This window comes from Streptomyces sp. NPDC002076, assembly GCF_053593835.1.
Genome location: NZ_JBSFDI010000002.1, coordinates 194,104 through 220,906 on the forward strand (window position 1 = coordinate 194,104; position 26,803 = coordinate 220,906).

Sequence of the window (26,803 nt, forward strand, 5' to 3'; positions counted from 1 at the left end):
AGGTGACGCGCCGCACGGCGGCATCGGACGCGAACGCGCCCCCGGTCACCGACCGGGGGCGCGTCGCTGTGTGCGGGACTGCGGGATCAGGCCTGCTGCCTGCGGCGCAGCGTCAGGTAGGTGCCGGTCGCACCCGCGGCCAGCAGGGCGCCCACGCCGAGTCCGACCGGGAGGGTCGGGAAGCCGGAGGCGTCGGTCGTCGCGGCCGTGTTCTGCATCGCCGGGCCCGGGGTGATGCTGGTGGACACCGGAGCGACGTGCTCGATCGGGCCGACGTGCTCGACCGAACCGTCGGAGTTCAGCAGCACCTGCTTGTTGTTCGGGTGCCGGAAGTCGAACATGCCCGCGAGGGAGCCGGCCGTGGCGTCGAAGGAGTGGTCGCCGACGCGGCCGGTGCGCCAGTTGTCCTCGATGAACCGGGTGATGGACGCCTGGTTCGTCAGGGTGTGGTCGACCTTGTTGACCTTGCTGTACGGGGAGATGACGAGCAGCGGCTGGCGGGTGCCGGGGCCACAGCGGTCGGCGTAACCGCCGGACGCCTTCGGGCCCTCCTGGCAGGCCGGGCTGTCGGTGGCCTTGCCGTTGGAGCCGAGCGAGGTGTCCGTGGAGCCGTTGCGCGGGGCGACGTAGGCGTGGTCGTACCAGCCGTCGGAGTCGTCGTAGGCGACCACGATCGCGGTGGACTTCCACTGCGGCGAGCTCTGGATCGCGTTGATCTGGTTCACCAGGAAGTGCTGCTCGTCGGTCGGGTCGGAGTAGCCGGCGTGGCCGTCCTGGTACTCACCGGCCTTGACGAAGCTGACGGCCGGCAGCTTGCCCGCCTTCAGCGCGGCGGAGAAGTCGGTCAGGTCGTAGTTGTGGTTGGCCTGACCGTTGTGGCCGATCTCGGAGACGCTCTTCGGCGCGAGGTGGTGCGGGTTCGCCGTCGACTTGTAGTACGAGAACGGGTTGTGGTGCGGGCTGTAGTCCGCCACGGCGGCGCCGCCCAGGTTGGTGTGGGTGGTGTCGCACTTGGCGTACGAGCCGGACGTGCCGTTCCACGCGGTCGACGGACGGAAGCCGCCCTGGAACCAGCCCCAGCTCACCTTCTTGGCGTTGAGCAGGTCACCGACGTTCTTGCCCTGCATCGAGGCCAGCGCGTTGGTGCTGGTGTGGTCCTTGTCGGAGCAGTCGTCGTAGGCCGGGTCGGGGTCGTTGATGACCGTGCCCACGCCCTTGGCGTCGGGGGACTTCACCGTGTAGGCGTCGGGCGTCGACGTCTGCTTCGGGTTCTCCGTACCGCTGGACGGGTCCATGGAGATCACGCCGTGCGTCTGACCGGAGATCAGGTTCAGCGCGCCCGGTGTGGAGGGGCCGTAGACGGAGCTGAAGCTGCGGTCGGACAGGGAGTAGTGCTGGGCGTAGTTCCACAGCGCGGTGACGGTGTTGCCGTCGTAGTAGTCCATGACCAGGCCGGGCTCGCCGAACAGGCCGCCGCTGCACTTGTCGACCTCGGTGTTCTGCACGTACTGGTCGGCCTTGCCGCCGTTCGCGGCGTACTGCTCGGCGCCGTAGTTGTGGTTCTGGTCGCAGGTCATCGCCTGGGACGGGGACAGCCGCTTCGGCGCGTACTGGTTCGGGTTCTTCGTCAGCAGCCCGGCGTGCGCGAGGGTGTCGATGTCCTTCGGGGTGTTCTTCGACGCGGTGAACTTCGTGCCGTCGGTGTTGGCGGCCTTCGGGTACGTGGCGAAGTAGTGGTCGAAGGAGATGTTCTCGTCGAAGAGCACGACGACGTGCTTGATCGGCGTCGCGGTCGAGGAGTGCCCGCCCTGCGCCGCGGCGGGCGTCGCCGCCCAGCCGGGCGCGTTGCTGCCGAGCACGGTGAGCGCCGCGGCCCCCGCGAGCGCCCCCAGGCTCCGCATCGCGGCTCGTCTTCCTCTGCTTGCCATGGTTGTTAACCCCTCCGGACAGAACGTCTGTGCGTCGTACGAGCACGGATGCTGCGCCCGTTGCGGGGCGCGTCGGCGGAGCCATGATGGCGTGCGAGTGAACACCGAGTCAGGGATGCTAGGGCAAAACTTGACTGTGTATTGACCCATCCGGCGGGCCGAGTTGTCCGGACAGGTTCAGCCGAACAGGGCGCGTCCGTACCAGTCCTGGGCGTCCCGTACGCCGGGCAGCGCGAAGAAGTAGCCGCCGCCGAACGGGCTGATGTAGTCGGTGAGCGGTTCGCCCGCCAGCCGGTGCTGCACCGTCTCGAACTGCCGCTTCAGGTCCTGCTGGTAGCAGGAGAACAGCAGGCCCATGTCTAGGTTGCCGTTGGCGTCCATGCCCCGGTCGTAGTTGTACGCGCGGCGCAGCAGACGCTGGTCGGCGGTGGCCGGGGTGCGCGGGTTGGCGAGCCGTATGTGTGCGTCCAGCGGGATGACGTCACCCTTCGGATCGTCGGCGTACTTCGGCGTGTCGTGCTCGTCGTCGCCGTCCAGGGGCGCGCCGGAGGAGCGTGCGCGGCCGAACATCCGCTCCTGCTCGCTGAGCGAGACCCGGTCCCAGAACTCCACCAGCATCCGGATCAGCCGTACGACCTGGTAGCTGCCGCCGACCGCCCAGTCCGGCTCGCCCATGCCCTTGCCCACCCACACCAGGCGGTCCATCTCGCGGGTACTGGTGGCGTCCGGGTTCGCGGTGCCGTCCCTGAACCCCATCAGGTTGCGCGGGGTGCCGGAGGGCCGGGGCGGGCTGGAGAAGCCGTCCAGGCGCCAGCGGACCTGCGCGGCGCCCCGGGTGTGCCGGGCGATGTCGCGCAGCGCGTGCAGGGCGGTGTCCGGTTCGTCGGCGTGCAGTTGGAGGCTGAGGTCGCCGTGGCACCAGTCGGGCTGGAGGTCGTCGTCGGGGAAGGCGGGCATGGCGGTCAGGTGCCGGGGCCGGAGCGCGGCCAGCCCGAACCGGTCGTCGAAGAGCGAGGCGCCGACGCCGACGGTGACGGCCAGTTGACCGGAGGGCAGTTGGTCGCCGAGGACGCCCGAGTCGGCGGGCGGGGCGGTGATGCCCACCGGGGACGGCGTACCGCCCGAGGTGAGGAAGCGGGCCCGCTCGGTGAGCGTGCGCAGCAGGTCGGTGAGTTGGGCCCGGTTCTCGGCGGTCACGTCGAGGGAGGCGAACACGCAACAGCGGCGCGGCGTCGCGATGGCCGAGGCCTGGTGGACGCCGTGGAAGGGGGCGACGGACGCGGTCGCGGCTGCCGGTGCCTGCGCCGGGGCGGCGGCACCGGTGGCGAGCCCGGCACCGGCCAGCGCGGCACCGCGCAGGAAGCGGCGCCGGCCCAGGCCGTCGGGTCGTTCGGCGGTGACTGCAGGGTCGCTCACACGGTCCTCCGCGGGTCGCACAGGGTGGCCACCGACGCCAGGCGCTCGACCAGGTCGCCGAGCACCGCGTTCACATCCTCGCGCTGGGTGCGGGTGAGACGGTCCAGCGGGGTCCAGGATCCGCCGTGACGGAACCCGTCGAGGGTGTGCTGGGCGCGGCCCAACTCCTCCTGGAGTTCTGGAAGTCCGGCGTACCGGGTGGTCAGCAGGGGCCTCAGCCGGGACAGCACCTCGCGGGTGCCGTCGAGGTTGGCGCGGGCCGTGGCGAGGTTGCTGCCGCTGCCGTAGTCGGTGCGGCCGGTCAGCTCGAACTGCACGGTGTTCTCCAGGATCTCGTGCGCGCGCAGCCCCAGCTGGGCGGGCTCCATACGGGTCTGCGCCCAGTTGTCCCGCAGCCCGGTCACCGCCTTCACCAGCGCCGCCGCCGGGGCGCGCAGCCCGTCGGCCGACTCACCGTGCCACAGCCCGTACTCGACACGGTGGAACCCGGCGAAGCCCTTGTCGTGCGCCCCGCCCGGCAGGCCGGCGTCGGTGCCGTTGACCGCCGCGTCGGCGTCCCCGAAGGCGTCGTACGCAGCGCCCAGCCGCTCGTACTCCAGATGCGCCGGCAGCCAGGCCGACCGGGCGGCGGCGAGGTCGCCCCGGTCGATCGCGTCCTTGAGCTTCGTCGTCAGCCGGACGACCTCGCCCAGCCCGGTGCCGACCCACTTCTGGTAGGCGAGGGCGGGCGGGATCAAGTCGTGCTCCGAGACCGGCGCGGCGCCCGGGCCGCGCTGTCCGCCGGTGATGTGCACGGTGGGGCCAGTGACGGCGTCGGCGTCGTCGGGCACGCACTTGAAGGCGTACGTCCCCTGGCCCAGCCGGACCGTCAACTGCCGTGTCGTGCCGGGCCCGATGCCCTCCACCTCGCCGTACACCAGCCGGCTGGCCGGGTCCTCCAGGTAGACCTCGGTGGCGCCGTCGGAGGAGTTGTGCAGGTCGAAGGTGCGCACCCCGGCCTCGGGCCGGGTCCAGCCGCGGCCGCAGTGGCTCTCCGACACGTCGATGACGACGTGTCCCGACGGGGCGCCGGTGGTCCCGCCGTGGGGCCGGCCGCCGAGCGAGTACGCCACCAGCGTGCCCGCGAGGACCGCGGCGAGGGCGACGAACACGGCGGGCGCCGTCCGGAGACGAGCGGACCGCGTGCCGAGGCGAGGCAACGGCATGGCGAGCCTTTCCGGGACGACGTAGTACGCAGCGGCCTCATGGTAGGCACCCCTCCGGATCCGAACAGTCGTCCCAGTACTTCGATGACCAAGATTTCCCCCGGGGTTCACCGGCGGTTGGCCGGACACGGCCGTACGGCCACGACCGGGGGCACGTCACCACCGGCCGGTCACGTTCACCGACTCCGATGTCGCTCGCGGCCTGATCGCCTTCCCGGAGAGTCCGTTCAGCGCACCGGGAAACCGAAGGAGTAGCCCTGCTGCTTGAGCCACGGCAGCAGGGTGCGCAGCGCGGCCACGGTCTGCGAGCGGTCGCCGCCCGCGTCGTGGAACAGGATCGTCGGCCCGTTCGTCAACTCCCGCTGGACGGTGGCGACGATGGTGCCCGTGCCCGGCCGCTCGAAGTCCTTGGAGTCCACGTTCCAGCCGAGCGGACGCATGCCGTGCGAGGCCGCCAGATGCCGGCTGTACGGGGTGAAGGCGCCGCCCGGAGCCCGGTAGTACATCGGCCGTACCCCGCCGGACGCCTGGGTGATCTGCTGCTGGGCCTCCAGGATCTGCTGCGACTGGTAGGCCTCGGACTTCTTGTCCATCGTCGTGTCGTGCGACACCGTGTGGTCGCACAGCCGGTGCCCGGCCGCCACCACCTGCCGGACCAGCTCCGGGTGCGCCTGGGCCTGCGGGCCGATCATGCAGAACGTCGCCTTCACGCCGTTCTCGCGCAGCACTTGGAGCACCTGCGGGGTCCAGACCGGGTCCGGGCCGTCGTCGATGGTGATGTTGACCGCGTGCTCGCCCGCCTCCGAGGCATGGGCGATGTCGGCGGACACGGTCGCCGTCCGCGGCGCGGCGTGCCGGGCCGGGGCAGCCGCCCCGGCCGAACCGCCGCCCGGCTGGCCCGCCTGCGCGCTCCACACCGACGTGGCGGCCGCCACCGCGGTGACCCCGACCGCCGCCGCAAGCATCCGGCCGTACCAACCCCGCCCATTGTGCCGCGCCATGCCCCGCCCCGTTCCGTGCCGTGTCCCTGTGCTGTTGTGCACCTGTGTTCCGTGCATCTGTCAGGACGGCCGGGGTTGATCGCGGGATCCGGTTGTTACCGATCACGGACAATTCCGGGGCGCTTCCGCGACAGATGCCACCCATGACCAACGGCGGCGGAGCGGCGAAGGACACCGCGGACAGGGGAGTACCTCGTCCTACGACAGACGCAGTACGACGGCTCGAGCTGATCGGAGCGCGGATGTCGTGGATCAGCCGTCGCAGGCACCCGGGAGGGCGCTAGGGTGCCCGGATGGCCCTCTATCCGGAGATGGAACCGTACGCGCACGGCATGCTCGATGTGGGCGACGGCAACCACGTCTACTGGGAGACCTGCGGCAACCTCGACGGCAAGCCCGCCCTCGTCCTGCACGGCGGACCGGGATCCGGGTGCACCCCCTACCCCCGGCGGCTGTTCGACCCGGCCGCCTACCGGATCGTCCTGCTCGACCAGCGCGGTTGTGGCCGGTCCACACCGCACGCGAGCCGCCATGACACCGACATGAGCGTCAACACCACGGCCCATGTCATGGCCGACCTGGAACTGCTGCGCCGGCACCTGGGCATCGAGCGGTGGCTGGTGTGGGGGGTGTCCTGGGGGTCGGTGCTCGCGCTGCGTTACGCGCAGACCCATCCGGGCGTCGTCTCCGAGCTGGTGCTCACCGGCGTCGCCACCGGGTCGAACGCCGAGGTCGAGTTGCTGACCCACGGACTCGGCCGGATCTTCCCGGACGCCTTCGCCGCGTTCCGCTCCCACGTGCCCGCCGGTGAGCGCGACGGCAACCTCGCCGCCGCCTACAGCCGGCTGCTCGAATCACCCGACCCCGAGGTGCGGGAACGGGCCGCGCGGGCCTGGACCGACTGGGAGACCGCCACGATCCCGGCGCCGCCGCGCTCCGTCGCCCGTTACGAGGACCCCGTCTTCCGCATGGGCTTCGCCCGCACCGTCACGCACTACTGGGGCAACGACCACTTCCTCGGCGAGGGCAACGAGGAAGGAGTGGTGCTGCGCGACGCCCACCTGCTCAAGGGCATCCCCGGGACCCTCGTCCAGGGAAGCCTCGACTTCGGCAACCTCCTCGGCATCGTGTGGCGACTCCAACAGGCCTGGCCCGACAGCGAGTTGGTGATCGTGGACGACACCGGCCACAACGCCGGTGCGCCCGGCGTGGCGGAGGCGCTGGTCGCGGCAACCGACCGGTACGCGGCCCGCGGCTAGCCGCCGAAGGGGCCGCGGGGCGGCCGTGTCAGGCCGGCCGGTCGGCAGAGGCCCGCCCCGCACGGGGCGCCGTACCGGTTCGAACAGGGGTCGGCCCGTCCGGAGAGGAGTGTCCGATGACGACCACACCGCCCCGACTGGTTCCGCTGCTGGACCAGTTGGACTTCGCGGGGGAGCGGCTGCTGCGCCGACTGGCGGGGCCGGTCATGGACAGCGGCGACGGCGGCAAGACCAGGGTCGAGCCCATGACCGACGACGAGTACTTCTGGGAACCGGTGCCGGGCTGCTGGTCGGTCAGACGACGCGCCGACGGGCCGGGACCACGGGCGGCCTTCCTGGCCGGCGGCGGCCCGTGGGGGCGGGACGCCGCGCCGTACCCGCACCCCTGGCCACCGCCCGTCACGACCCTGGCCTGGCGGCTGAGCCACCTCACCGAGATGCTGTCCCTGCGCGCCGACCACACCGTCGGCAGCCGCTCGGCGACCCGGGAGAACCACCCGGTCAGCGGGGACGCCGCCGGCGCGGTCGCGGCCTTCGAGACCGGCGCCGCCGCCTGGCGCCAGGCACTGCTGAGCGTCGACGACGCGGCGCTGGACACGGTCGGATACTGCACCTATCCGTACGGCAGCGACGCGGAGGAGCCCTTCCTCGACATCGTGTGGTGGGTCAACCAGGAAGTGCTGCACCACGGAGCCGAGATCGCCCTGCTCCGCGACCTCTACCGGGCGCACCGGCGCACCTGACGACCGCGCCGGCTCACTCCGCGGCCAGTGCCGCTCGTACGATCGCCGCGGCCGCCGTGCCCGCGGTCCGCACCGGTTCGGTGCTGCGCGCGGCCCGCCCCAGCATGAAGGCGCCCTCCAGCAGGGCGATGACCGAGCTCGCCGTCTCCCGGGCGGCGGGCTCGCGCATGCCGCCTTGGGCGTAGTAGGCGGCGAGGTGGTCGATCCAGCAGTCGAAGACCTCCGAAGTGGCCCGCCGCAGCGTGTCGTTGGTGCCGGCGACCTCCATGGCGACCGTCGCGATGGGACACGGGTCGGCGAAGTCGAGTTCGGCGAGGGTGCCGGCCGCGGCGGCGAAGGCCTCGGCGGTGGCCGCCACCCGGTCCTCGTACGGCTCCATGAGGGTGGTGATCAGGCTCAGATACACGGCCCCCGAGGTACGGATCACCTCCTCGCCCAACTGGGCCTTCCCGCCGGGGAAGAAGTGGTAGATCGAGCCGAAGGGCGCCTCGGCGGCCTCGGCGATCTGCTTCATCCCGGTGCCGGTGTAGCCCGAACGCCGGAACAGCTCGGTGCCCGCGTGCACGATGCGCTGCCGGGTCTCATGCGTGCTGATGGCCTTGCCGTCGCTCACGGTGGCACCTCCGGGGAGCCGCTGTTGCCAAAGGGCGGTCGGCGCCTATTCTGTCACTAGAACGATCTATCTAGAGCCACTGTCGGGGCGGCCGACCGAAAGCGGAGGCACGGGCATGCCGGAGATCGAGCTGAGCGCGGGAACCATCGACTACCAGGACACCGGAGGTGACGGGCCCGTCGTGGTCCTCGCCCACGGCCTCGGCTTCGACGACTCGGTCTGGGCCGACGTCGTCTCAGCCCTGCGCCCCGACTTCCGTGTCGTCGTCCCCGTGCTGCCCCTGGGCAGCCACCGGCGCCCCATGCGGCCGGACGCGGATCTCTCCGCGCACGGCATCGCCCGTCTGCTGGCGGAGTTCATGGACCGCCTGGACCTGCCGGACGTCACCCTCGTCCAGAACGACACCGGCACGGCCCAACTCCTCGTCGGCGTACGGGACGAACGGCTCGCCCGGCTCGTCCTGACCTCCTGCGAGGCGCTGGACAACTACCCGCCGGGCATCCAGGGCCGCATCCTGAACGCGGCCTGCAGGATCCCCGGTGGAATCTTCCTCCTCCTGCAGTCCTTCCGCTTCCCCTTCCTCGCCCGCATGCAGACCTCGCTCGGCGGCATGGCCAGGAAGCGGCTCCCGAAGGAACTCATCGCCCGCTGGTACGGCCCCCTGCTGACAGATCGTCATATCCGCCGTGACTTCGCCAAGTTCCTTCGTACGACCCGGAAGGACTGCTACCTGGAAGCGGCCCGTAACCTCCCGAAGTTCACCCGCCCGGCACTGGTCGCCTGGGGCGCCGAGGACCGCATGATGCCGCCCGCGACGGGCCGCCGCCTGGCCGAACTGCTGCCGGACGCCCGCTATGTCGAGATCCCCGACGCACGCACCCTGGTCCAGCTGGACAATCCGGCGGCGCTCACGGAGGAGATCCGCCGTTTCGTCAAGGACAACCCCCTGCCCAAAGAAGGCTGATTCCGCGGGCCGGCCAGGACGCGGGGTCGCCGGCCCAGGAGGTCACGCGTCCAGTGAGACGTACAGCCGTGTGCCGCCGGGCCGGAAGCCGACCCTCTCGTACACACGTCGGGAGCCCTCGCCCGAGTACTCCAGCCACACGGACCGCGCGTCCCGCCCGAACATGGTCCCGGCCAGGGTCGCGGTGACCGCGGCGGCGATGCCCCGCCGCCGGTACGCGGGAAGCGTGCCCACGCCCGCCAGCTCCGCTGTGCCCTCGGCGGGCGCCGAGCAGAGCGCGCCGCCGGCGCAGCCTCCGCCGGGAGTGCGCACGAACCGGACGGCTCCGCCGCCCTCCGCGGTGCGTCGCAACCGTGCCGCGCCCTCCGGGGATGGGGCCCACTCGCCGCCGAAGGCTTCGGACAGTGCGACGTCGATCGCGGTGTAGTCCGCTTCCGTGACCGGTGCCGCCACCTCGACCGGGCCCGCCGAGCCAGGGCCGGAGCGGGGCACAGTCAGCGTGGCGGGGGTGCAGACCAGGTATTCGTGGACCGCCTCCGTGCCGAAACCGGCCCGGCGCAGCGCGGGTTCCACGGCGGGGGCGGAGTCCGGGGCGAACTCCAGCCGGGGCTTGAGCCCGCGCTCACGGAACGCGGCGATCAGGTCGGCGACGTCGCGGTCGGTGGGCGCGGCGCCGGGGAACGGGGTGGCGTAGTTGACGTACGGGCTGGTCGTCGAGGGATCGAACCCCACGACGAATCCGCCGACTTCACGCGCCGCAGGGCGGCGCAGGAGGTGGGCGACGGTAAAACTCTGGACATGGGTGCGCACGATGAAGACCTCATGGTGTGGGTCGGCACAAGGACATGACCTCTGCGAGGAGGCGGGCGGTGTGCTGGACACCGCGTCGTCGGGCCGCCGTGAGGAGACGCGAAAGGCACTGGGCGGGGCTGCCGTCGGGCAGGCGGCTCAGTGCCGGCGGCGGCCGCTGGGGGACGCCGGAACCATGGACCTCAGTCCTTCATGACGAGTGGTCGGATGCGCTTTGGAAGTCGTTGGATCTTGCCACGGCCTACGAGTGCATGACAAGTGAGGCTCTTCCACGGAACGAAGGGCGGAGAGGGCAGGATTCGAACCTGCGTGGGCCCCCTGAGGGGCCCGACCTCGAGTCGAGCTCGCCGGTCCCCGATCAACCACTCCGGGCACCTCTCCTCGTTCCCGGCTTCGCGTTCCCGCGCCGCCGTTCACAAGGAATACGGTGCCGGATCCCGCTGACACGGCCCTGACACGCCCCGGCGCGTGGCCCCGCCGCGGCGCCTCAGCGGCTCGAACGCTGGGCGGCCACGATCGCGTTGACCGTCGGCTCGGCCCCGGCCAGCCGCTGCACCCGCTCCGCGAACCCCGGGAACTGCGACGCGACCTTGGTCAGGAACCGCAGCTCCGGCGGCGCCACGTTGACCTCGGCGAGATCGCGTTCGATTGCCCGCGTCACGCCCTTGCAGACCTGCGCGGGCGAGACGGTACGCACACCGCCGGGTGTCGCCGAGCCGGTCTTGGCGAACATGCCCAGGTCGCGTACGAAACCCGGCTGGACGATCGAGACGCCGACGCCCGTGCCGTGCAGATCCTGGCGGAAGGCCAGCGAGAAGCCGCGCAGCCCGAACTTCGTCGCGGTGTACAGGGACGAGGACCTGGTGGCGGCCATGCCGGACAGCGACCCGACGAAGCAGATGTGGCCACGCCCGGCGGCCACCATGCCGGGGGCGAGCAGCCGGGCGAGGATCGCCGGGGCCCGCAGGTTCACGGCCAGGGCCCGGTCGATCTGCTCCGGCGTGTAGTCGAGGACGTCGCCGCTGGACGGCAGGGCCGCGTTGGCGATCAGGATGTCCGTGCCGGCGGCCTCCTCGGCCAGCCGCCGCACATCGTCGGGCTCGGCCAGATCGGCCGCGATCGTGCGGGCGCCGTAACGAGCGGCGAGGGGTTCGAGCGCTTCCAGCCGGCGACCGGTGAGCACGAGACGGGCGCCGCGGGCGGACAGATCGGCGGCGAGGGCGCCGCCGATGCCGCCGGTGACACCGGTGAGCAGAACGGTTGACCCGGCAATGTGCACGACTACCACCCCTCAGTCCTGTTCGTTCGAACGAACGATAGGGAGATCGAGCAGCCCTGTCCACCGGCGGGGCAACCCGGTGATGGAAGAATGCAGGCCATGCCGCACGCCGCCCCCTCCGCCCCGATGCGCCAGCGCATCATCACCGCCGTCCTGCAGATCATCGGCGAGGACGGAGTCGCGGCCGTCACGAACCGGCGGATCGCCAAGGAAGCGGGTGTGTCCCTCGGTTCGGTCACCTACCACTTCGAGACCCAGCACGAGCTGCTGCGGGAAAGCCTGCTGTACTTCGTGCGGGAGGAGACACGGCACTTCACCGAACTGGCCGACCAGTGCCAGACGGAGGGCCTGGACGTCGAGGACGCGGCGTCGCTGGCGGGCCAGGTGGCCTGCGGCTCGGCGCTGGACAGCGCCCATCCGGCGCCGTTCGAGCTGTACCTCCAGGCCGGTCGTGACGAGCGCCTGCGCACGGCGGCGGCCGAGGCCTTCCGGGCCTACGACCTGCTCGCCGCCCGGATCCTCACCGCACTGGGCGTCCCCGACGCGGACCGCCTGGCCGCCACGACGGTCGCCCTGGTGATGGGCCTGCAACTGCGGCGTCTGGCCACGGGCGGCCCCGAGGACGACCTGGTCGACGCCCTCCTGCTGCTCGTGCGCGGGTCCGCCGACCGGTCGGCCACGCCCACTTCGGGAGAGCCGACGGCACAATAGGGTGCCGGTCGAACCCCGGCCGGCACCGGCCCGCTTGCTCCAACACCCTTGGAAGGGCGTGGCGCTGCCTACAGCGCCCGGGCGATGAGCAGGGCCACGTCGTCGTGGTCGTCGGGGTGCCGCAGGCCGTGCAGCAGGACGTCGCAGGTCTCCTCCAGCGGCCGGCGCGGCTCGTCGAGGAGGTCCAGCAGGGCGTTCAGCCGGTCGTCGATGGCGTGCTGACGGGTCTCCACGAGACCGTCGGTGTAGAGGACCAGCACATCACCGGGGCGCAGGGCGACCGTCGTGGTCTCGAACCGGACACCGCCGACGCCGAGCGGTGCCGCGGGTGGCAGCTCCAGGAGCCTCGGCCCGTCGCCGGGCCGCGAGAGCGCGGGCGGCATGTGCCCGGCGTTGGCGACGCAGCACTGCCCGGTGCCGGGGTCGTACACCGCGTACAGGCAGGTCACGATGTAGTGCTCCAGATCGCAGGTGATCTTGTCCAGGTGCTGGAGCACCGCGCCGGGATCGAGGTCGAGATCGGCATAGGCGCAGGTGGCGGTCCGCAGCCGGCCCATGGTGGCGGCCGCGTCGATGCCGTTGCCCATGACATCGCCCACCACCAGCGCCGTCTTCTCGTCGGTCAGCGGGATGACGTCGTACCAGTCGCCGCCGACCTCGCTGGTGGCCTGCGCGGGCTGGTAGCGGGAGGCGAGCTCCAGGCCCGTGTGGTGCGCCGCGTGCTCGGGCAGCAGACTGCGCTGCAGGGTGAGGGCGGTGTTGCGGACGCTCTGGAACCAGCGGGCATTGTCGATGGCCACGGCGGCCCGCCCGGCGAGTTCGGCGGCCAGGACGACATCGTCGTCGTCGAACGGCGCCGGATTGTCGGTCCGCTTGAGGTCGAGGGCACCGAGCACCTCGCCGTGGGCGATCAGCGGCACGGCCAGATACGAGTGGACCCCGGCCTCGGCGAGCAGGGTGCCACCCTCGGCGTCCCGGGCGATGCGCGGCAGATCCTGCGGCCCGACATGACGTACGAGAACCGGCCGCCCCGTGTGGACGCACAGGGTGACCAGGCGGTCCCCCTCGTAACGGGCGACGTCGCCGGGAGGGTCGGCGGCGCGCAGCGCGACCGTGGGGTGGGCCGCCTTCAGGGCGAGGGCACGGAACAGCTCCGGGCCGTTGTCCGGCCGGCGCATACGACGGCAGGACAGGGCGGAGTCGAGGACGTCCACGGCGACCACGTCGGCCAGCGCCGGTGCCGCGATCTCCGCCAGTTCATGGGCGGTCTGCTCCACGTCCAGCGTGGTGCCGACCCGCGCGGAGGCCTCCGCGATCAGCGCCAGGCGCCGCCGCGCCCGGTCGGCCTCCGCGGCCGCGCGGTGCCGCTCGGTGACGTCCACCACCGAGACGGCCGCGCCCAGCACCCGCCCGCCCGGATCCTCCAGCCGGTAGAAGGACAGCGACCAGGCGTGCTCCTGGCCGGTGTCGGCCGGTGTACGGCCGACGTGGTACTGGTCCAGCAGGGACGTCCCGGTGGTGAGCACTTGGCGCAGCGCGGACTCGACCGTGTCGACGTCCGGGAAAGGCAGGGTCTCCCGCAGATGGCGCCCGATGTGGTCCTCGGCGGGAGTGCCGTCGATCCGCTCCAGCGCAGGGTTGACCAGGAGGTAGCGCAGATCCGGGTCCAGGAGGGCCAGACCGATGGGGGACTGGTTGATCAGCCGCTCGCACAGGGCCAGGTCGGTCTCGACGCGCTGGAGCAGGGTGTGGTCGGCCGCGATGCCCAGGGCGTAGACGTCCCCAAGGTCGTCCAGCAGCCGCATGGTCCGGAACTCGGTCAGCCGGCTGCTGCCGTCCTTGTGCCGGACCGGGAACGCGCCGGCCCAGCCCCGGCCGGTCTCCAGCACCTCGGCGAACAGACTCACCACGGCCTGCAGATGCTCCGGGTGCACCAGCAGGCGCCCCGCGGGCTTGCCGAGTGCCTCCTGCGCGGAGTAGCCGAAGAGATCCTCGGCCTGCGGGGTCCAGAAGACGATACGGCCACGGGTGTCCAGGGCCACCGCGGCCACGCTCAGCACGTCCAGCAGTCCGGTCGGCCGGGGCGTCTCGTCGCCGTGTCCCTCGTGGCCGGCTTCCAAGGAGTCCGCTGCCATGCCGGTTCACCTCCGCCGGCCGGGCAGGCGCGAGCATGCTGACGGCCGGTGCTTCCATGGTCCCTCCGGTCCCGGCCCCGCCCCAACCGTACGGCGCCGCATCCGGGTGGACGCCGCATCTCCCGCTGTATCCCTGCACACCGGCCGACAAACAGGCCCATAGTGGTGTAAGGGTGGAACTGATGGAATCTGCGCCAGAGGGCTTTGACGCAGCCACGCCGCAGGGACCGGGTGATCTCTTCGACGCGTCCACCGACGCGGCCGCGGTGATATCGGAACACGGCGTCGTGGTCGGCTGGACCCGCAGCGCCGAAACGTTCCTCGGCCACGCGGCACGGGACGTCGTGGGCGCCTCCGCCGCGCGCCTGCTCGCCATGCCCGAGGATCCCGTACGGCTCGCCGGTGTCGTCGAGCGGTGCCGCGCCGGAAACGGCTGGAGCGGGCAGATCACCGTACGGCACCGCGACGGCCGCAGCCTCGACATCCAGCTGCGGGTGTCGGCCTCGTTCCGTGTCGGCGACACCGAGTGCTTCCTGCTGTCGGCCCGCGAACAGCGGCAGCGGTGGCCCATGGGCCAGTCGGTGCTGGACGGGTTCCTGACCCGCTCACCGGTCGGCATGGCCGTCATGGACACCGACCTGCGCTACGTCTGGCTGAACGACACCCTGGAACGGCTCGGCGGGGTCCCCCGGGACGTGCGGCTCGGACGCCGGCTGAACGAGCTGCTGCCCGGGCTGCAGGCGGAGGCCCTGGAGAGCCTGATGCGCAAGGTGATCGCGACGGGCATGCCGGTGACCGACTACGAGTACGTGGGCTGGAGCTGGGCCGACCCGCACCGCCAGCACGCCTACTCGACCTCCTTCTTCCCCCTGGTCGACGCCGACGACACCATCACCGGCGTCTGCTACATGGTCCAGGACGTCACCGAGCGGTGGACCGCCCGGCAGCTGCTGACCATGGTCAACGAGGCCGGCACCAGCATCGGCACCACACTCGACGTGATGCGGACCGCCCAGGAGCTCGCCGACTTCGCCGTCCCCCGCTTCGCGGACTTCGTCGTCGTCGACCTGCTGGAACCCGTGCTCAGCACCGAGGGCCACGGCGCGTGGCTGACCGACGCGGGACCCGCGCCCGCCAAGGCCGTGATGCGCCGGGCGGCGCAGCGCTCGGTGCGCGAGGGCACGCCCGAGGCCGTCGTCCGGATCGGCGACCGCGTCGAGTTCATCCTGCCGCCCCAACACGGTCACCTGCTCCTCGACGGCGAGCCCCTGCTCATCCCGGTCCTCGACCCCTCCGACGAACTGTGGGTCGTACGGGACCCGGAGCGCAGCGAACGCATGCGCGCGTACGGCATGCACTCGCTCATCGCCGTGCCGATGCGGGCCCGGAACACCGCCCTCGGCCTCGCCACGTTCGTCCGGTCGCTCAACCCCGTCTCCTTCGGGCCCGACGACGTCCTGCTGGCCCGGGAACTGGTCGCACGCGCGGCGGTGTGCGTCGACAACGCCCGCCGCTACACCCGGGAGCACGCGGCGGCGATCACCCTGCAGCGCAGCCTGCTGCCGCCCGCCCTGACCGGCGGCACCGCGCTGGAGGTGGCCTCCTCGTATCTGCCGGCGGACCCCTCGGGTGGCGTCGGCGGCGACTGGTTCGACGTGATCCCGCTGTCCGGCGCACGGGTGGGCCTCGTCATCGGCGATGTGGTGGGCCACGGCATCGGCGCGGCGGCGAGCATGGGCCGGCTGCGCACCGCGGTGCAGACCCTCGCCGCCATGGAGATGCCCCCCGACGACCTGCTCGCCCATCTCGACGACCTGGTGCTCCGGCTGAGCGACGAGGAAGCGGCCGCCGGCACCTCCGCCCGCAGCACCTTCATCGGCGCGACCTGCCTCTACGCCGTCTACGACCCGGTCAGCAGACGGTGCACGATGGCCCGGGCCGGTCACCCGCCGCCCGTCGTCGTGGCCCCGGACGGGCACGCCTACTTCCCGGAGATCCCCGCCGGACCCCCGCTCGGCCTGGGCGGCATGGCCTTCGAGGCCACCGAGATCGAACTGGCCGAGGACAGCCTCTTCGGCCTCTACACCAACGGTCTCATCGTGGGCGGCGACCATGACGTGGAGCGGGGTATGTCCCGGCTCGGAGAGGTCCTCGCCCACACCGGGGACGACCTGGACACGCTGTGCGCGTCCGTCGTACGGCAGCTCGTGCCCGTGCCCCAGCCCGACGACATCGCCCTGCTCCTGACCCGCACCCACACCCTGGGATCCGACCACGTCGCCCGGTGGGAGGTACCCCCCGACCCGGCAGCCGTCGGCACCCTCCGCGCCCTCGCCACCCGCCAGGTCGAGCAGTGGGGCCTCGGCGAACTGGCCATGACGACCGAACTCGTCGTGAGCGAACTCGTCACCAACGCCATCCGCTACGCCGCGACGCCCATACGGCTACGCCTGCTCCGTGACGCCCGCCTCACCTGCGAGGTCTCCGACGGCAGCAGTACGGCCCCCCGGCTCAGGCACGCCAGGAGCACGGACGAAGGCGGCCGTGGGCTCTTCCTCGTGGCCCAGCTCGCCCAGCGCTGGGGCGCCCGGTACACCGGCGAAGGGAAGATCATCTGGGCCGATCAGGAGATTCCCTGACCCGGATTTGCCTTGGAGTGGACTCCAGCATCCAGACTGACCGTGACGACAATCCGTGCCCAGGGCAGAACAGGACGGCGGCAGCAGATGGCAGCGACACACACGGCGGGGCATCCACTGCCGTACGACATCTACCGCGAGGCCGTCGCCCGCGAGACCCTGCGCTACTGCGAGGTGGTCAAGGGCGTTGACCCGACGACCCCGGTGCCCACCTGCCCCGACTGGACCCTGGCCGACCTGACCCGGCACGTCGGAGCACTGCAGCGCTGGTTCTGCACCCTGCTGACCCAGCGGGTGCAGGAGCCTCCCCGCAGCCGCGACGTCGAGCTGGGGCTGCCGGAAAACCTGCGCGACCATCCCGACTGGGTGGCGGCGGGGGTGCCCGGCGTGGCGGCCGTACTGCGGGACACGGATCCCGAGGCACCGATGTGGGTGTGGGGCGAGGACCGGCACGCGCGGTTCTGGGCCCGCCGGATGCTGTTCGAGACGCTGGTGCACCGGGTCGACGCGGAACGTGCGCTCGGCCTGACCCCGGACATCGACCCCGTGCTCGCGGCGGACGGCGTGGACGAGTTCCTCGTGAACCTGCCGTACGCGGGCCTCTTCGCCCCCGGTGTGACCAAGCTGCGCGGTGACGGCGAGACCCTCGCGTTCCGCAGCGCGGGCGTCGACGGCGGCCCCGGGGAGGAGTGGCGGATGCGGCTGGACCCGGACGGTTTCCGCCCGGTGGGCCGCGAGGCCCGCGATCCGGAGCAGGTCACGGCGGCGGTGCGCGGGCGGGCGGCGGACCTGCTGCTCCTGCTCTACGGGCGGCGGTCGTACCAGGAACCCGCCTTCGAGGTCTCGGGACCGGCCGCGGTCCTCGACAACTGGTTCGCCCACACCGCCTTCTGACCCGGGCCTCGCTCACTCGGCCTGCTGCCCGGCCGACGGTTCCACAGGCAGCAGGCAGACCGCGAGCGCCGCGGTGTCGTCCTGAAGGCTGTTGTGGCTGTAGGCCAGCAGGTCGTCGTGGAGCCGTGCGAGCAGCTCCGCCGGCGGGAGGGGACCCCAGGCGCGGAGGCGGTCGAGCAGCGGGTAGAAGGCGCCCGTCGCGTCCCGCGTCTCCGTGACGCCGTCCGTGTACAGCAGCAGCTGATCGCCGGGCCGGAACGAGTAGGTGTCGAGGTGATACGGGTCCTCGACCAGCATGCCGAGGTTCAGGGGCGGCGCGGGCCGCCCGCTGTCCAGTTCGACCACCTCGTCGGCCCGCAGCCGGACGGGCGGCGGATGGCCGCAGTTGACGATGCGGACGATGTGGCCGTCGGCGGGGATCTCGGCGAACACCGCGGTGACGAACCGTTCGCTCGTCTCGGTCCCGCCGAGCTGCGTCGCCCTGCGGCTCATGCTCGTGTCCACCCGGCCGGCCAGAGCGAGCAGATCGGGTTCGTCGTACGCCGCCTCGCGGAACGCCCCGAGCATGGCGGCCGCGGTCTCGACCGCCACCAGCCCCTTGCCGCGGACGTCACCGATGAGCAGACGGGCGCCGAACCGGGTCGGGACCGCCTCGTAGAGGTCGCCGCCGATGCGTGCCTCCGCGGCGGCGGAGAGGTAGAGGCTCTGCAGGCGGAGGTTGCCGATCCGGTGCGACAGGGGGCGGAGCAGGACGCGCTGCGCGGTCTCGGCCACGAACCGCACGTCGGCGAGCGTGCGTTCACGCCGGATCCGGTGGGCGGCCAGGATCGCGCCGAGGCCGCCCACGAGGGCCGTACAGATGTAGGTGGCGATGTAGTGACGGTCCAGCAGATAGCCGGCGGACCGGCCCGCGCAGCAGGGAGTACCGGCCAGCACCGCCTCGAGGCCGACGGCGGACACCGTTGCGGCGCCGACGGCCACGGGGCCGTGCCCGAACGCGGCCAGTACGGGCACGGCGATCAGGGCGAAGCTCACCGGCCAGTCGAGGGGCGTGACCGGCTCCACCAGCAACACGGCCGCGACGTACAGGAGCGGCAGCCAGCGCAGCCACGCCGGAGGGGCCGGCACCCGGGGCCGTGTGGGTGTGCCGTCCTGCTCCGGCTCCCGGCCGGTCCGTCCGTGCTTCACCCGTCCAGCCTGATGTGCCGCGCCCCCGTACCCCGGTGATTGCTCCACTCAACGGCATGTTTCGGCGGTCAGTTCCCTCCCCGTGCCTGCGCTGCGCCGCCGAAGCCGATCGCGAAGACATGCAGGCCCCCGGCGGCGACGTCGGACGGCAGACGCACGCTGCTGACGGTCTTGCCCGGACTCAGGGCCACCGGCGCCGTGGCGAACACATACGTCCGCGTGCTGTCGGAAGCGGTGCCCGCGTGGTTGCGGTAGGGCATGGTCGCCGCGACGGTGTTGCCGGGGAGCGGTGAGGCGGCGCCCGCGCTCAGCGTCCAGTCGGACAGGCCGACGGGGACCGACTGGGTCGTGCCGTCCGTGTAGGTGATGGTCGCGGTGCCGGACACCGGGCCGTTGTTGGCGGCGCCCAGGAAGGAGATGCTGCCGGAGCCGGAGGTCCGTACCGTCTGCCCGTTCGCCACGTAGTTGTCCGCTGCGCCGGGTGCCACGTCGGGCCAGGTGAAGCCGACCCCGTTGGCGGTGACCTTCGAGCCGGGGGTGACTCCCGCGGTGGCCAGGGCGTGCGCGGAGTAGCTGTAGCCCGCGCCGTCGAAGTTGGCCGAGGCCGCGGCGGTGTCGCCGGACGCCCCGACGTCGGTGTAGCCGGGCGTGCCCGGGTAGGAGCGGGGGGCGGCGGAGGCGTCGGACGCCCAGGACGTGTTGGGCGAGGCGCCGAGGACGTAGGTGAGGGTGCCGCCGCCCGTGAGGGCGCCGTCGGGGGCGTGGGCGGCGTTCCATGCCGTGCCGTTCCAGGTGGCGGACTGGACGTACGGCGCGTCGTCCGCGGCTCCCGTGCCGTTGACGGTGAGGGTGTGGCCGGACGGCAGGGTGATCACGGCCTGGCTGAAGAGCGGGCTGCCCAGGGCCAGGTCTGCGGTGCCGGGGGTCTCCGGGTACATGCCGAGGGCGGACCACACGTACCACGAGCTCATCTCACCGAGGTCGTCGTTGCCCGCGAGTCCGGACGGGCCGTCGGTCCAGATCTGGTCCTGGACCTGCCGGACGACCTTCTGCGTCTGGTACGGGCGGCCGATGTAGTCGTACTCCCAGGGGATGTTGAGGCTGGGTTCGTTGCCCAGGTCGGTGTAGCCGCCGGAGCCGGTCAGCGAGGACAGGTCCGTGTCCAGGTACTTGGCGAGGGCCGCGTCACCGCCCATGGCGGCCGCCAGTCCGTGCACGTTGAACGGCACCATCGGCGTGTACTGCCAGGAGTCGCCCTCGACGAAGTTCTTGCCCGACGTCGGCGAGAAGCCGGCCGTCCAGGTGCCCGAGGCGTCGCGGGGCTGGATGAAACCGCTGCCGAAATTGAACAGGTTCTGCCAGTCCTGCGCCCGGTCCGCGAACCGGTGCTGGTCCGCGGTGTGTCCGAGGGCACCGGCGAAGGCCGAGACGGCGAAGTCGGCCGAGTTGTACTCCAGCGTGGTGGAGGCCGGGCCGTAGAAGTTGCAGCACCCGTACTTGCCGTTGCTGGGCAGCCGGCCGAGCTGCTCCAGATAGGCGAGCCCGGGCCGATTGTTGTTGGGGTCGGTGGCCTCCGCGATCATGCCCTTCAGTGCGGTCGCGGTGTCGAACTTCCTGGCCCCGAAGGCGTAGTAGTCGGCGATGATCTCGTCCGCCGGATCGCCGACCATGACATAGGTCTCGCCGTTGTTCTCCGACCATTTGGGGAACAGGCCAGTCTGGCGGTAGTCGTCGACCATCGACTGGGCGGTGTCGGCGGCGGTCTGCGGCGCGACCAGGGCCTCGAGCTGGGCCTGCGAGCGGTAGACGTCCCAGCCGGAGTAGTTGGCGTAGGCGGCGCCGTGGCCCTTGTCGACGGTGTGGATCCTGCCGTCGAAGCCGGGATAGCGGCGGTTGGTGTCACTGATCACGTTCGGATGCAGCAGCGCGTGATAGAGCGCGGTGTAGAAGACGGTCTGCTGGGAGGGCGTCCCGCCGGCGATCCGCACCCGGCCGAGCAGGGAGTTCCAGGCGTCGTGCGCCGCGCCGCGCACCTTGGCCAGGTTCCAGCCGCTGTTCTCCGCCTGACGGTTGCCCACGGCGTCGGCGGCCGACACATAGGAGATGCCGACCTTGGCCTGAACGGCCCGGTCGGTGGTGGTGTCGAACGTGACATAGCCGTCGGAGCCGCTCGCCCGGGGAGTGAAGGTGTGGGGTGTACGGGGCCCGGCGCCGTGCAGGGTGGGCTTGTTCGGCGCCTCGGGAGCACTGGGGGAGGCGTTGCTCCTCGGCGTGGTGGGCGTGGCGGCGGCCAGGGCGGTGCCGCCGCGGCGGAACGGCTGGTCGAAGACCATGTCGTAGTAGAGGGTGTAGGAATTGCCCTCGCCGCAGAAGTTGCCGCTGGTGACCTTGCCTCTGACTTCTCTGTCGTTCACCACGTCGAACTCGGCGGCGGTGTCCCCGTTCTCGCTGCCCGTCAGCTTGAACAGGAGGTTCGCCTGGCTGGTGGACGGGAAGGTGAAACGGGCCATGCCGCTGCGGGTGGTGGCGGTCAGTTCCGTCTTGACGCCGTTGTCCAGCGACACCGTGTAGGAGCCGGGGGTCGCGGACTCGTTGGCGTGCGAGAAGCTGTCGGTGGCGCCCGTGTCGACCGCGCCGACGGTCGGCAGCACGGGGATGTCGCCGGCGGCCCGGCAGCCCGGCCCCGCGATGTGGGTGAGGCCGAAGCCGGTGATGGCCGAATCGGCGTACTCGTAGCCGCCGCCGTCCGGCCGGTGCGGGCTGGTGTCGGGGCTCCACTGGACCATCCCGAACGGGGTGTCGGCCCCCGGGAAGTCGTCGGCGGCGTGCGAGGTGCCGATGAACGGGTTCACGAGAGAGGCCGGATCGGCGACCGGCGCTTGCGAGACGGGATCGGCATGGGCGGGGGCTGAAGCGGCACCCAGGACCAGGGCGCCAGTGGCCAGCACGGACAGAAGGCGGAACGGCACCATCGTGACCATGTCCCTTCGACAACGTTGTCCCGAAGGTTGCCCCATCAGCCCCAGCTGTCAAGGACGCGCGGTGCAGAACCAGCCGCTCGCCTGACATGACGTCACATCAGAAGAGCAGCCGATGACTTGGCCCAAGTCCAAAACTTTTCATAAGGCCAAAGCAACAAATCTTGACGGCAACCACCACTGTGCGTACGTTCCGCAACGGCCGCCCCGGCGCTCCAACTCGACTGCTCCCAGCCCCGATCACCCCCACATCGAGGAGCCCAGCATGCGCGGAAGCCCCAGATCGCTCGCGTCGCTCCTGGCCGTCATCGGCCTGGTCCTGAGCGCGTTGCTCGGCCTGCCCGGACCGTCACAGGCCGCGGGTTCGCTGCCCTGTGACATCTACGCCGCCGCCGGCACCCCCTGCGTCGCCGCGCACAGCACGGTGCGCGCGCTCTTCTCCTCCTACGACGGCCCGCTGTACCGGGTCACCCGCGCCTCGGACGGAGCGGGCGCCGACATCTCGCTGCTGTCCCCGGGCGGTTACGCCGACGCCGGCGGGCAGGACAGGTTCTGCGCGGACACCACCTGCGCCATCACGAGGATCTACGACCAGACCTCCCGGCACAACGACCTCGCCCCGGGCCCGGCGGGCACCTCCGGCATGGGCGCGGACCGGGGCGCGGACGCCTCCGAGATCGCCGTCACCGCCGGCGGGCACAAGGTGTACGGCGTGTGGATCTCGCCCGGAGTCGGCTACCGGTACACGGGCGCCGCCTCCGGTGTCGCCGTGAACGGACAGCCGGAGGGCGCCTACATGGTGGCCAGCGGCACCCACGTGGGCTCCGCCTGCTGCTTCGACTACGGCAACGCCGAGAGCACAGCGGCCGACACCGGCAATGGCCACATGGACGCCGTCAGTCTCGCGACCACCTGCTACTTCGCACCGTGCACCGGCTCCGGGCCGTGGGTCGAGGCCGACCTGGAGAACGGCATGTTCCAGGGCGACAACGGCTCCAACACCGCCAACCGGGGCAACGGCAGCACCTTCGTCACCGCCGTACTGAAGAACGACGGCCAGACGCGGTACGCCCTCAAGGGCGGCGACGCACAGTCGGGCGCGCTCACCACCTGGTGGGACGGCGCCCTGCCCACCCGCGGCGGCTATCGGCCCATGCACCAGGAGGGCGGCATCATCCTCGGCACGGGCGGCGACAACAGCAACTGGAACATGGGCACGTTCTTCGAGGGCGTGATGGTCTCCGGCTACCCGACCGACGCCGCCGAGAACGCCGTCCAGGCGAACATCGTCTCCGTGGGCTACTCCGGCGAGACGAACGTTCCGGGCGGCCCCCAGGGCACCATCACCGGCCCCGGCGGCAAGTGCGTCGATGTGGCGGCCGACGACACCGGCACGGACGGGGCGCCCGTCCAGCTGTGGGACTGCCAGTCGTACGCGGAGGACCAGCACTGGACGCACTACGCCGACGCAAGCCTGCGCACTGTGGGCCGGTGTCTGGACATCAACGGCAATGGGACGGCGAACGGCACGCAGGTGGAGTTGTGGGACTGCGATGGGGTGGGTGGGCAGAAGTGGGTGCAGCAGGGTGATGGTTCGCTGCTGAATCCTCAGTCGGGGCGGTGCCTGGACTCTCCCAGTGGTGCGACGGCCAATGGAACGCGGCTGCAGATCTGGGACTGCAACGGCTCGGCGGCCCAGAAGTTCTCGGTCGACGGGGGCGCCCCGATCGCGGGGCCGGGCGGCAAGTGCGTCGATGTGGCGGCCGACGACACCGGCACGGACGGGGCGGCCGTCCAGCTGTGGGGCTGCCAGTCCTGGGCGGTCGACCAGCACTGGTACCACCGCAACGACGGCTCCCTGGGCACGCTGGGCCGGTGTCTGGACATCAACGGCAATGGGACGGCGAACGGCACGCAGGTGGAGTTGTGGGACTGCGATGGGGTGGGTGGGCAGAGGTGGGTGCAGCAGGGTGATGGTTCGCTGCTGAATCCTCAGTCGGGGCGGTGCCTGGACTCTCCCAGTGGTGCGACGGCCAATGGGACGCGGCTGCAGATCTGGGACTGCAACGGCTCGGCGGCCCAGAAGTTCCGGCTGAGCTGACAGAGGATCGCCTCTGGGCCGCAGGGCGTTTGGTGGGATGTCGGAGTGGGTGTCAGAGGGCGTCCTCTTCCTCCGGTACGACGACGTGGTCGATCAGCCGCTGGATCTGTTCGCTGGGCAGGGCGACCGCCATGGCCCAGTAGTAGATGACGAGGCTGAACGCGGCCGTGACCCCGATGTCCCACCACAGCGGGAACCAGGGGTGCTTGAGCGGGCCGAAGTCGCTGAGGTAGACGATGAGCCCCATGCCCACCAGGTAGACCGGCAGCCATTGTGCAGCACGCAGGTCGAGCTGGGGGGTGATGGGGTTCATCTTGAACAGCCGGTTCGCGACCAGGATGACGTAGCCGATCAGGATGGCGACGCCGAGCTTCCAGTCGGTGGTCCAACCCGACCAGAGGATCAGCAGGTTGGCGACGACGAAGGCGAGCGGCGACAGCACACCGCCGCCGGGCAGCCGGTAGGGACGGTGGGCGTCGGGCAGCCGGTTGCGGAACACCCCGAAGGAGAGCGGGGCACCGGCGTACATCAGCACGCTCGCGCTCGTGATCAGACCGACCAGGGAACGCCAGCTGGGGAACGGCAGGAAGCAGATGCAGCCCACCACGAAGGCCGTGATCAGGCCCACCCAGGGAACACCGCGCCGGTTGGTGTTCTCGAACGCGGACGGCACATAGCCGTTGCGGCTGAGGCCGTACGACACCCGGGAGGAGCCGGTGATGTAGATCAGACCGGTGCCGGCGGGGGAGATCACGGCGTCGAGATAGAGGACCGTGGCCAGCCAGCCCAGGCTGATGAGCGTGGCGACCTGGGCGAACGGTCCGCTCAGCGCGGTGAACGCGGAGTTGGCCCAGTGGCTGCCGATCTGGGAGGCGGGGAGTGCGGCGAGGAAGGTGACCTGCAGCAGGATGTAGATCAGGATGCCGATGAGGATCGACCCGATCACCGCGCGCGGGATGTCCCGTTTGGGGTTGGCGCTCTCGCCGGCGAGCTGGTCGGCCTGTTCGAAGCCCAGCAGTGCGAAGATGATGCCGCTGGTGGAGACGGCGGACAGGATGCCCTTGGCCCCGTAGGGGTTGAAGCCGTCGGCCGCGGTGAAGTTGCTCGCGTGGAACTGGGCGATGGCGAACACGAAGATGGTCAGCAGCGGGATGCCGACCTTCCACCAGGTCGCCGCGCTGTTGGTGCGGGCCAGCAGCCGGATGCTGAGGAAGTTGATGGCCGTGATGACCGCCATCAGTCCGACCGCGACGGCGATGCCGGTAGGGGTCAGGACATGCTCGCCGCCCTTGACCTTCTCCCAGCCGTTCGCCCAGGAGTAGTGCTGGCCGTACGTGATCATCGCCAGCACCTCGATGGGCGCCACTGTGGCCGCCTGCAGCCAGGAGAACCAGCCGAACGACGCGCCGGCGGCGCCCCCGAAGGCGTAGTGCGGGAAGCGTGCGGTGCCACCCGAGACCGGATACATGCCGCCGAGCTCCGCATGCACCAGGGCCAGGATCAGGATCGCCAGGCCGCCGATGGCCCAGGAGATGATCGCCGCCGGCCCTGCGGCCGCCAGGGCACCCTGCGCGCCGAACAGCCAGCCGGATCCGATGATCGAGCCCTCCGAGGCCCAGATGAGACCGACGAAGCCGATCTCACGCCGAAGCCCGGGTTTGCGGGTCTTCGGGCCGGGCGTTGCTTCTGACACGGCCATGGTGCACCCCCTCGATAGGGTGTGATTTGCATCACCATCGTGCCACGCTGACGCGGTCATGGCACTCAACGTGCACGTACCGGTTTCTGACGGGGCCACGCATGTCGATGAGCGCCCGTGCCCGTCGGTCAGCCGGAGGGGAGGTGCGGTCCGGCCGGTGGGGCGCCGGTGACCGCCGCACGGTAGAGGGCCTGGGTAGCGGCGCCGAAGTAGGCGCTGTAGGAGATCTGCGGGGTGTTGCCGCCGGTGTGATAGCCGCCGATCACTCCGACGACCGCCCATCCACCGGGCCAGGGCACGAGCATGGGGCCACCACTGGTCCCGCCCACGAAGGCGTCGCAGGCGATGCGCGGGAACGTGCCCGGGTCGGCCGGGTCGTCGCTGTCCCACCTGGTGGTCCAGCTCCAGCACTCCAGGGGCTTCTCCGCCCCCGCCGGATAGCCGATCATCCGTACCGGGAAGTGGTAGTAGCCGGTCCCGGTGAGCAGCCGCACGCCGCCGACAGCGTCCTCCAGGCGTGTTCCGTCCTGGTTGGGCTCGGTGACCGCGAAGGCGAAGTCGTAGGCGGCGCCCGCGTGTTCGCCCCGGTCGTAGTACTGCTGGGCAACGTAGACGCCGTTGGTCCGCACGGGGAAGATCCCGAACGGCTTGAGGCTGTCGTGGTACTGCGGGACGAAGGCCAGATGCCGCTTGGGCGAGGTGCCCGCGTAGCCCTTCAGACAGTGGCCGGCACTCAGAACCAGGTCATGGCCGGGGCTGCGCACGACGGAGCCGCTGCACGTCCGGCCGGTACCCGTGGCGTCCGTCCAGAAGAAGGTGCCGGCCTGGGGGATGCCGTCGAAGCTCCTGCTGGGCGGGATGTACTCGCCCGGCCGGGGGCCGTCCACGGCGGGGGACGAGCCGGTCGCTGTCGTATCGATGCCGGTGCCGGTGCCTTTGAGGACGTCGGCGGGCAGCGCCGCCTCCATCCGGGCCGGCGTCCAGTACGCGTCGAGCTGGTCGGCGAGCGGGTTGTGGCCACGCGTGACACTGTCGGCGAACTCCGCGGCGCGGTCGGCGGACTGCGTGGCGCGGTCGGCGGACGCCCTGGTGGTGTCGGCGGACGTCCTGGTGGTGTCGGCGGACGCCCTGGTGGTGTCGACGGGTGCCGCGGCTGTCTCGGCGGATGCCGTGGTGGTGAGGCCGGCGCTGATCAGAAGGGCAGCCGCGCAGCCGGCGGCCAATCGCACGATCCTGGTCC

Annotated in this window: 19 protein-coding genes and 1 pseudogene; 7 read left to right on the forward strand and 13 right to left on the reverse strand. The window is 71.3% G+C overall.

Going from position 1 to position 26,803, the window contains the following annotated elements:
- Window positions 1-86 precede the first annotated feature (86 nt).
- The 4 genes from ACWCQS_RS05090 to ACWCQS_RS05105 all read right to left on the reverse strand — a co-directional run bounded on the left by ACWCQS_RS05090 (window position 87) and on the right by ACWCQS_RS05105 (window position 5,550).
- Entirely contained in the window at window positions 87-1,901 is a 1,815-nt protein-coding gene (locus ACWCQS_RS05090; RefSeq protein WP_451003168.1) for a phospholipase C, read from the reverse strand.
- Window positions 1,902-2,105: 204 nt separating this feature from the next.
- Window positions 2,106-3,344 carry an iron uptake transporter deferrochelatase/peroxidase subunit gene (gene efeB, locus ACWCQS_RS05095; protein ID WP_451003169.1) on the reverse strand — a complete coding sequence of 413 codons (1,239 nt, stop codon included), beginning with the start codon at window positions 3,342-3,344 and terminating at the stop codon, window positions 2,106-2,108.
- Window positions 3,341-4,549, reverse strand: coding sequence for an EfeM/EfeO family lipoprotein (locus tag ACWCQS_RS05100; protein WP_451003170.1), 1,209 nt, complete (start codon window positions 4,547-4,549; stop codon window positions 3,341-3,343). The genes efeB and ACWCQS_RS05100 overlap by 4 nt, the downstream gene beginning before the upstream one ends.
- A 227-nt stretch (window positions 4,550-4,776) precedes the next feature.
- Complete coding sequence (locus ACWCQS_RS05105) at window positions 4,777-5,550, reverse strand: polysaccharide deacetylase family protein (protein WP_451003171.1); 774 nt, start codon at window positions 5,548-5,550, stop codon at window positions 4,777-4,779.
- A gap of 293 nt (window positions 5,551-5,843) precedes the next feature.
- Between ACWCQS_RS05105 and pip the strand changes: the two genes are divergently transcribed.
- Together pip and ACWCQS_RS05115 are read left to right on the forward strand one after the other, a co-directional pair.
- On the forward strand, window positions 5,844-6,809 hold the full coding sequence (pip, locus tag ACWCQS_RS05110) for a prolyl aminopeptidase (RefSeq protein WP_451003172.1): 966 nt from the start codon (window positions 5,844-5,846) through the stop codon (window positions 6,807-6,809).
- A 116-nt stretch (window positions 6,810-6,925) separates the two neighbouring features.
- Window positions 6,926-7,552 carry a DinB family protein gene (locus ACWCQS_RS05115; protein ID WP_451003173.1) on the forward strand — a complete coding sequence of 209 codons (627 nt, stop codon included), beginning with the start codon at window positions 6,926-6,928 and terminating at the stop codon, window positions 7,550-7,552.
- A 13-nt stretch (window positions 7,553-7,565) separates the two neighbouring features.
- On the opposite strand, the gene ACWCQS_RS05120 is transcribed toward ACWCQS_RS05115, so the two are convergent.
- A complete protein-coding gene (locus tag ACWCQS_RS05120; RefSeq protein WP_451003174.1) occupies window positions 7,566-8,165 on the reverse strand; it encodes a TetR/AcrR family transcriptional regulator in 600 nt (199 codons plus the stop codon).
- 115 nt (window positions 8,166-8,280) lie between these two features.
- Between ACWCQS_RS05120 and ACWCQS_RS05125 the strand changes: the two genes are divergently transcribed.
- Entirely contained in the window at window positions 8,281-9,129 is an 849-nt protein-coding gene (locus ACWCQS_RS05125; protein ID WP_451003175.1) for an alpha/beta fold hydrolase, read from the forward strand.
- 42 nt (window positions 9,130-9,171) lie between these two features.
- On the opposite strand, the gene ACWCQS_RS05130 is transcribed toward ACWCQS_RS05125, so the two are convergent.
- The 3 genes and pseudogenes from ACWCQS_RS05130 to ACWCQS_RS05140 form a co-directional block, all read right to left on the reverse strand.
- Window positions 9,172-9,939 carry a GNAT family N-acetyltransferase gene (locus tag ACWCQS_RS05130; protein WP_451003176.1) on the reverse strand — a complete coding sequence of 256 codons (768 nt, stop codon included), beginning with the start codon at window positions 9,937-9,939 and terminating at the stop codon, window positions 9,172-9,174.
- A 284-nt stretch (window positions 9,940-10,223) separates the two neighbouring features.
- Window positions 10,224-10,320: pseudogene (locus tag ACWCQS_RS05135) on the reverse strand.
- A gap of 106 nt (window positions 10,321-10,426) precedes the next feature.
- Entirely contained in the window at window positions 10,427-11,218 is a 792-nt protein-coding gene (locus ACWCQS_RS05140) for an SDR family NAD(P)-dependent oxidoreductase (RefSeq protein ID WP_451003177.1), read from the reverse strand.
- A 99-nt stretch (window positions 11,219-11,317) separates the two neighbouring features.
- Between ACWCQS_RS05140 and ACWCQS_RS05145 the strand changes: the two genes are divergently transcribed.
- Window positions 11,318-11,929, forward strand: coding sequence for a TetR/AcrR family transcriptional regulator (locus ACWCQS_RS05145; protein ID WP_451003178.1), 612 nt, complete (start codon window positions 11,318-11,320; stop codon window positions 11,927-11,929).
- Window positions 11,930-11,997: 68 nt separating this feature from the next.
- On the opposite strand, the gene ACWCQS_RS05150 is transcribed toward ACWCQS_RS05145, so the two are convergent.
- The gene (locus ACWCQS_RS05150; RefSeq protein WP_451003179.1) at window positions 11,998-14,064 is read right to left on the reverse strand and encodes a SpoIIE family protein phosphatase; all 2,067 of its coding nucleotides are present in this window, start codon (window positions 14,062-14,064) and stop codon (window positions 11,998-12,000) included.
- Window positions 14,065-14,246: 182 nt separating this feature from the next.
- Between ACWCQS_RS05150 and ACWCQS_RS05155 the strand changes: the two genes are divergently transcribed.
- Together ACWCQS_RS05155 and ACWCQS_RS05160 are read left to right on the forward strand one after the other, a co-directional pair.
- A complete protein-coding gene (locus ACWCQS_RS05155; RefSeq protein WP_451003180.1) occupies window positions 14,247-16,703 on the forward strand; it encodes a SpoIIE family protein phosphatase in 2,457 nt (818 codons plus the stop codon).
- Window positions 16,704-16,790: 87 nt separating this feature from the next.
- Entirely contained in the window at window positions 16,791-17,597 is an 807-nt protein-coding gene (locus tag ACWCQS_RS05160) for a maleylpyruvate isomerase family mycothiol-dependent enzyme (RefSeq protein ID WP_451003181.1), read from the forward strand.
- A 12-nt stretch (window positions 17,598-17,609) separates the two neighbouring features.
- Here the strand turns inward: ACWCQS_RS05160 and ACWCQS_RS05165 are convergent, their stop codons facing one another.
- Complete coding sequence (locus ACWCQS_RS05165) at window positions 17,610-18,785, reverse strand: PP2C family protein-serine/threonine phosphatase (protein WP_451003182.1); 1,176 nt, start codon at window positions 18,783-18,785, stop codon at window positions 17,610-17,612.
- Window positions 18,786-18,853: 68 nt separating this feature from the next.
- Entirely contained in the window at window positions 18,854-21,766 is a 2,913-nt protein-coding gene (locus ACWCQS_RS05170; protein ID WP_451003183.1) for a lectin, read from the reverse strand.
- Between the two features lie 262 nt (window positions 21,767-22,028).
- Between ACWCQS_RS05170 and ACWCQS_RS05175 the strand changes: the two genes are divergently transcribed.
- Window positions 22,029-23,864: an arabinofuranosidase catalytic domain-containing protein gene (locus tag ACWCQS_RS05175; RefSeq protein WP_451003184.1), complete on the forward strand. Its 1,836-nt coding sequence runs from the start codon at window positions 22,029-22,031 to the stop codon at window positions 23,862-23,864.
- A 52-nt stretch (window positions 23,865-23,916) separates the two neighbouring features.
- Here the strand turns inward: ACWCQS_RS05175 and ACWCQS_RS05180 are convergent, their stop codons facing one another.
- Together ACWCQS_RS05180 and ACWCQS_RS05185 are read right to left on the reverse strand one after the other, a co-directional pair.
- A complete protein-coding gene (locus tag ACWCQS_RS05180) occupies window positions 23,917-25,563 on the reverse strand; it encodes an APC family permease (protein WP_451003185.1) in 1,647 nt (548 codons plus the stop codon).
- Between the two features lie 128 nt (window positions 25,564-25,691).
- The gene (locus ACWCQS_RS05185; protein WP_451003186.1) at window positions 25,692-26,792 is read right to left on the reverse strand and encodes a trypsin-like serine peptidase; all 1,101 of its coding nucleotides are present in this window, start codon (window positions 26,790-26,792) and stop codon (window positions 25,692-25,694) included.
- Between the last annotated feature and the right edge of the window lie 11 nt (window positions 26,793-26,803).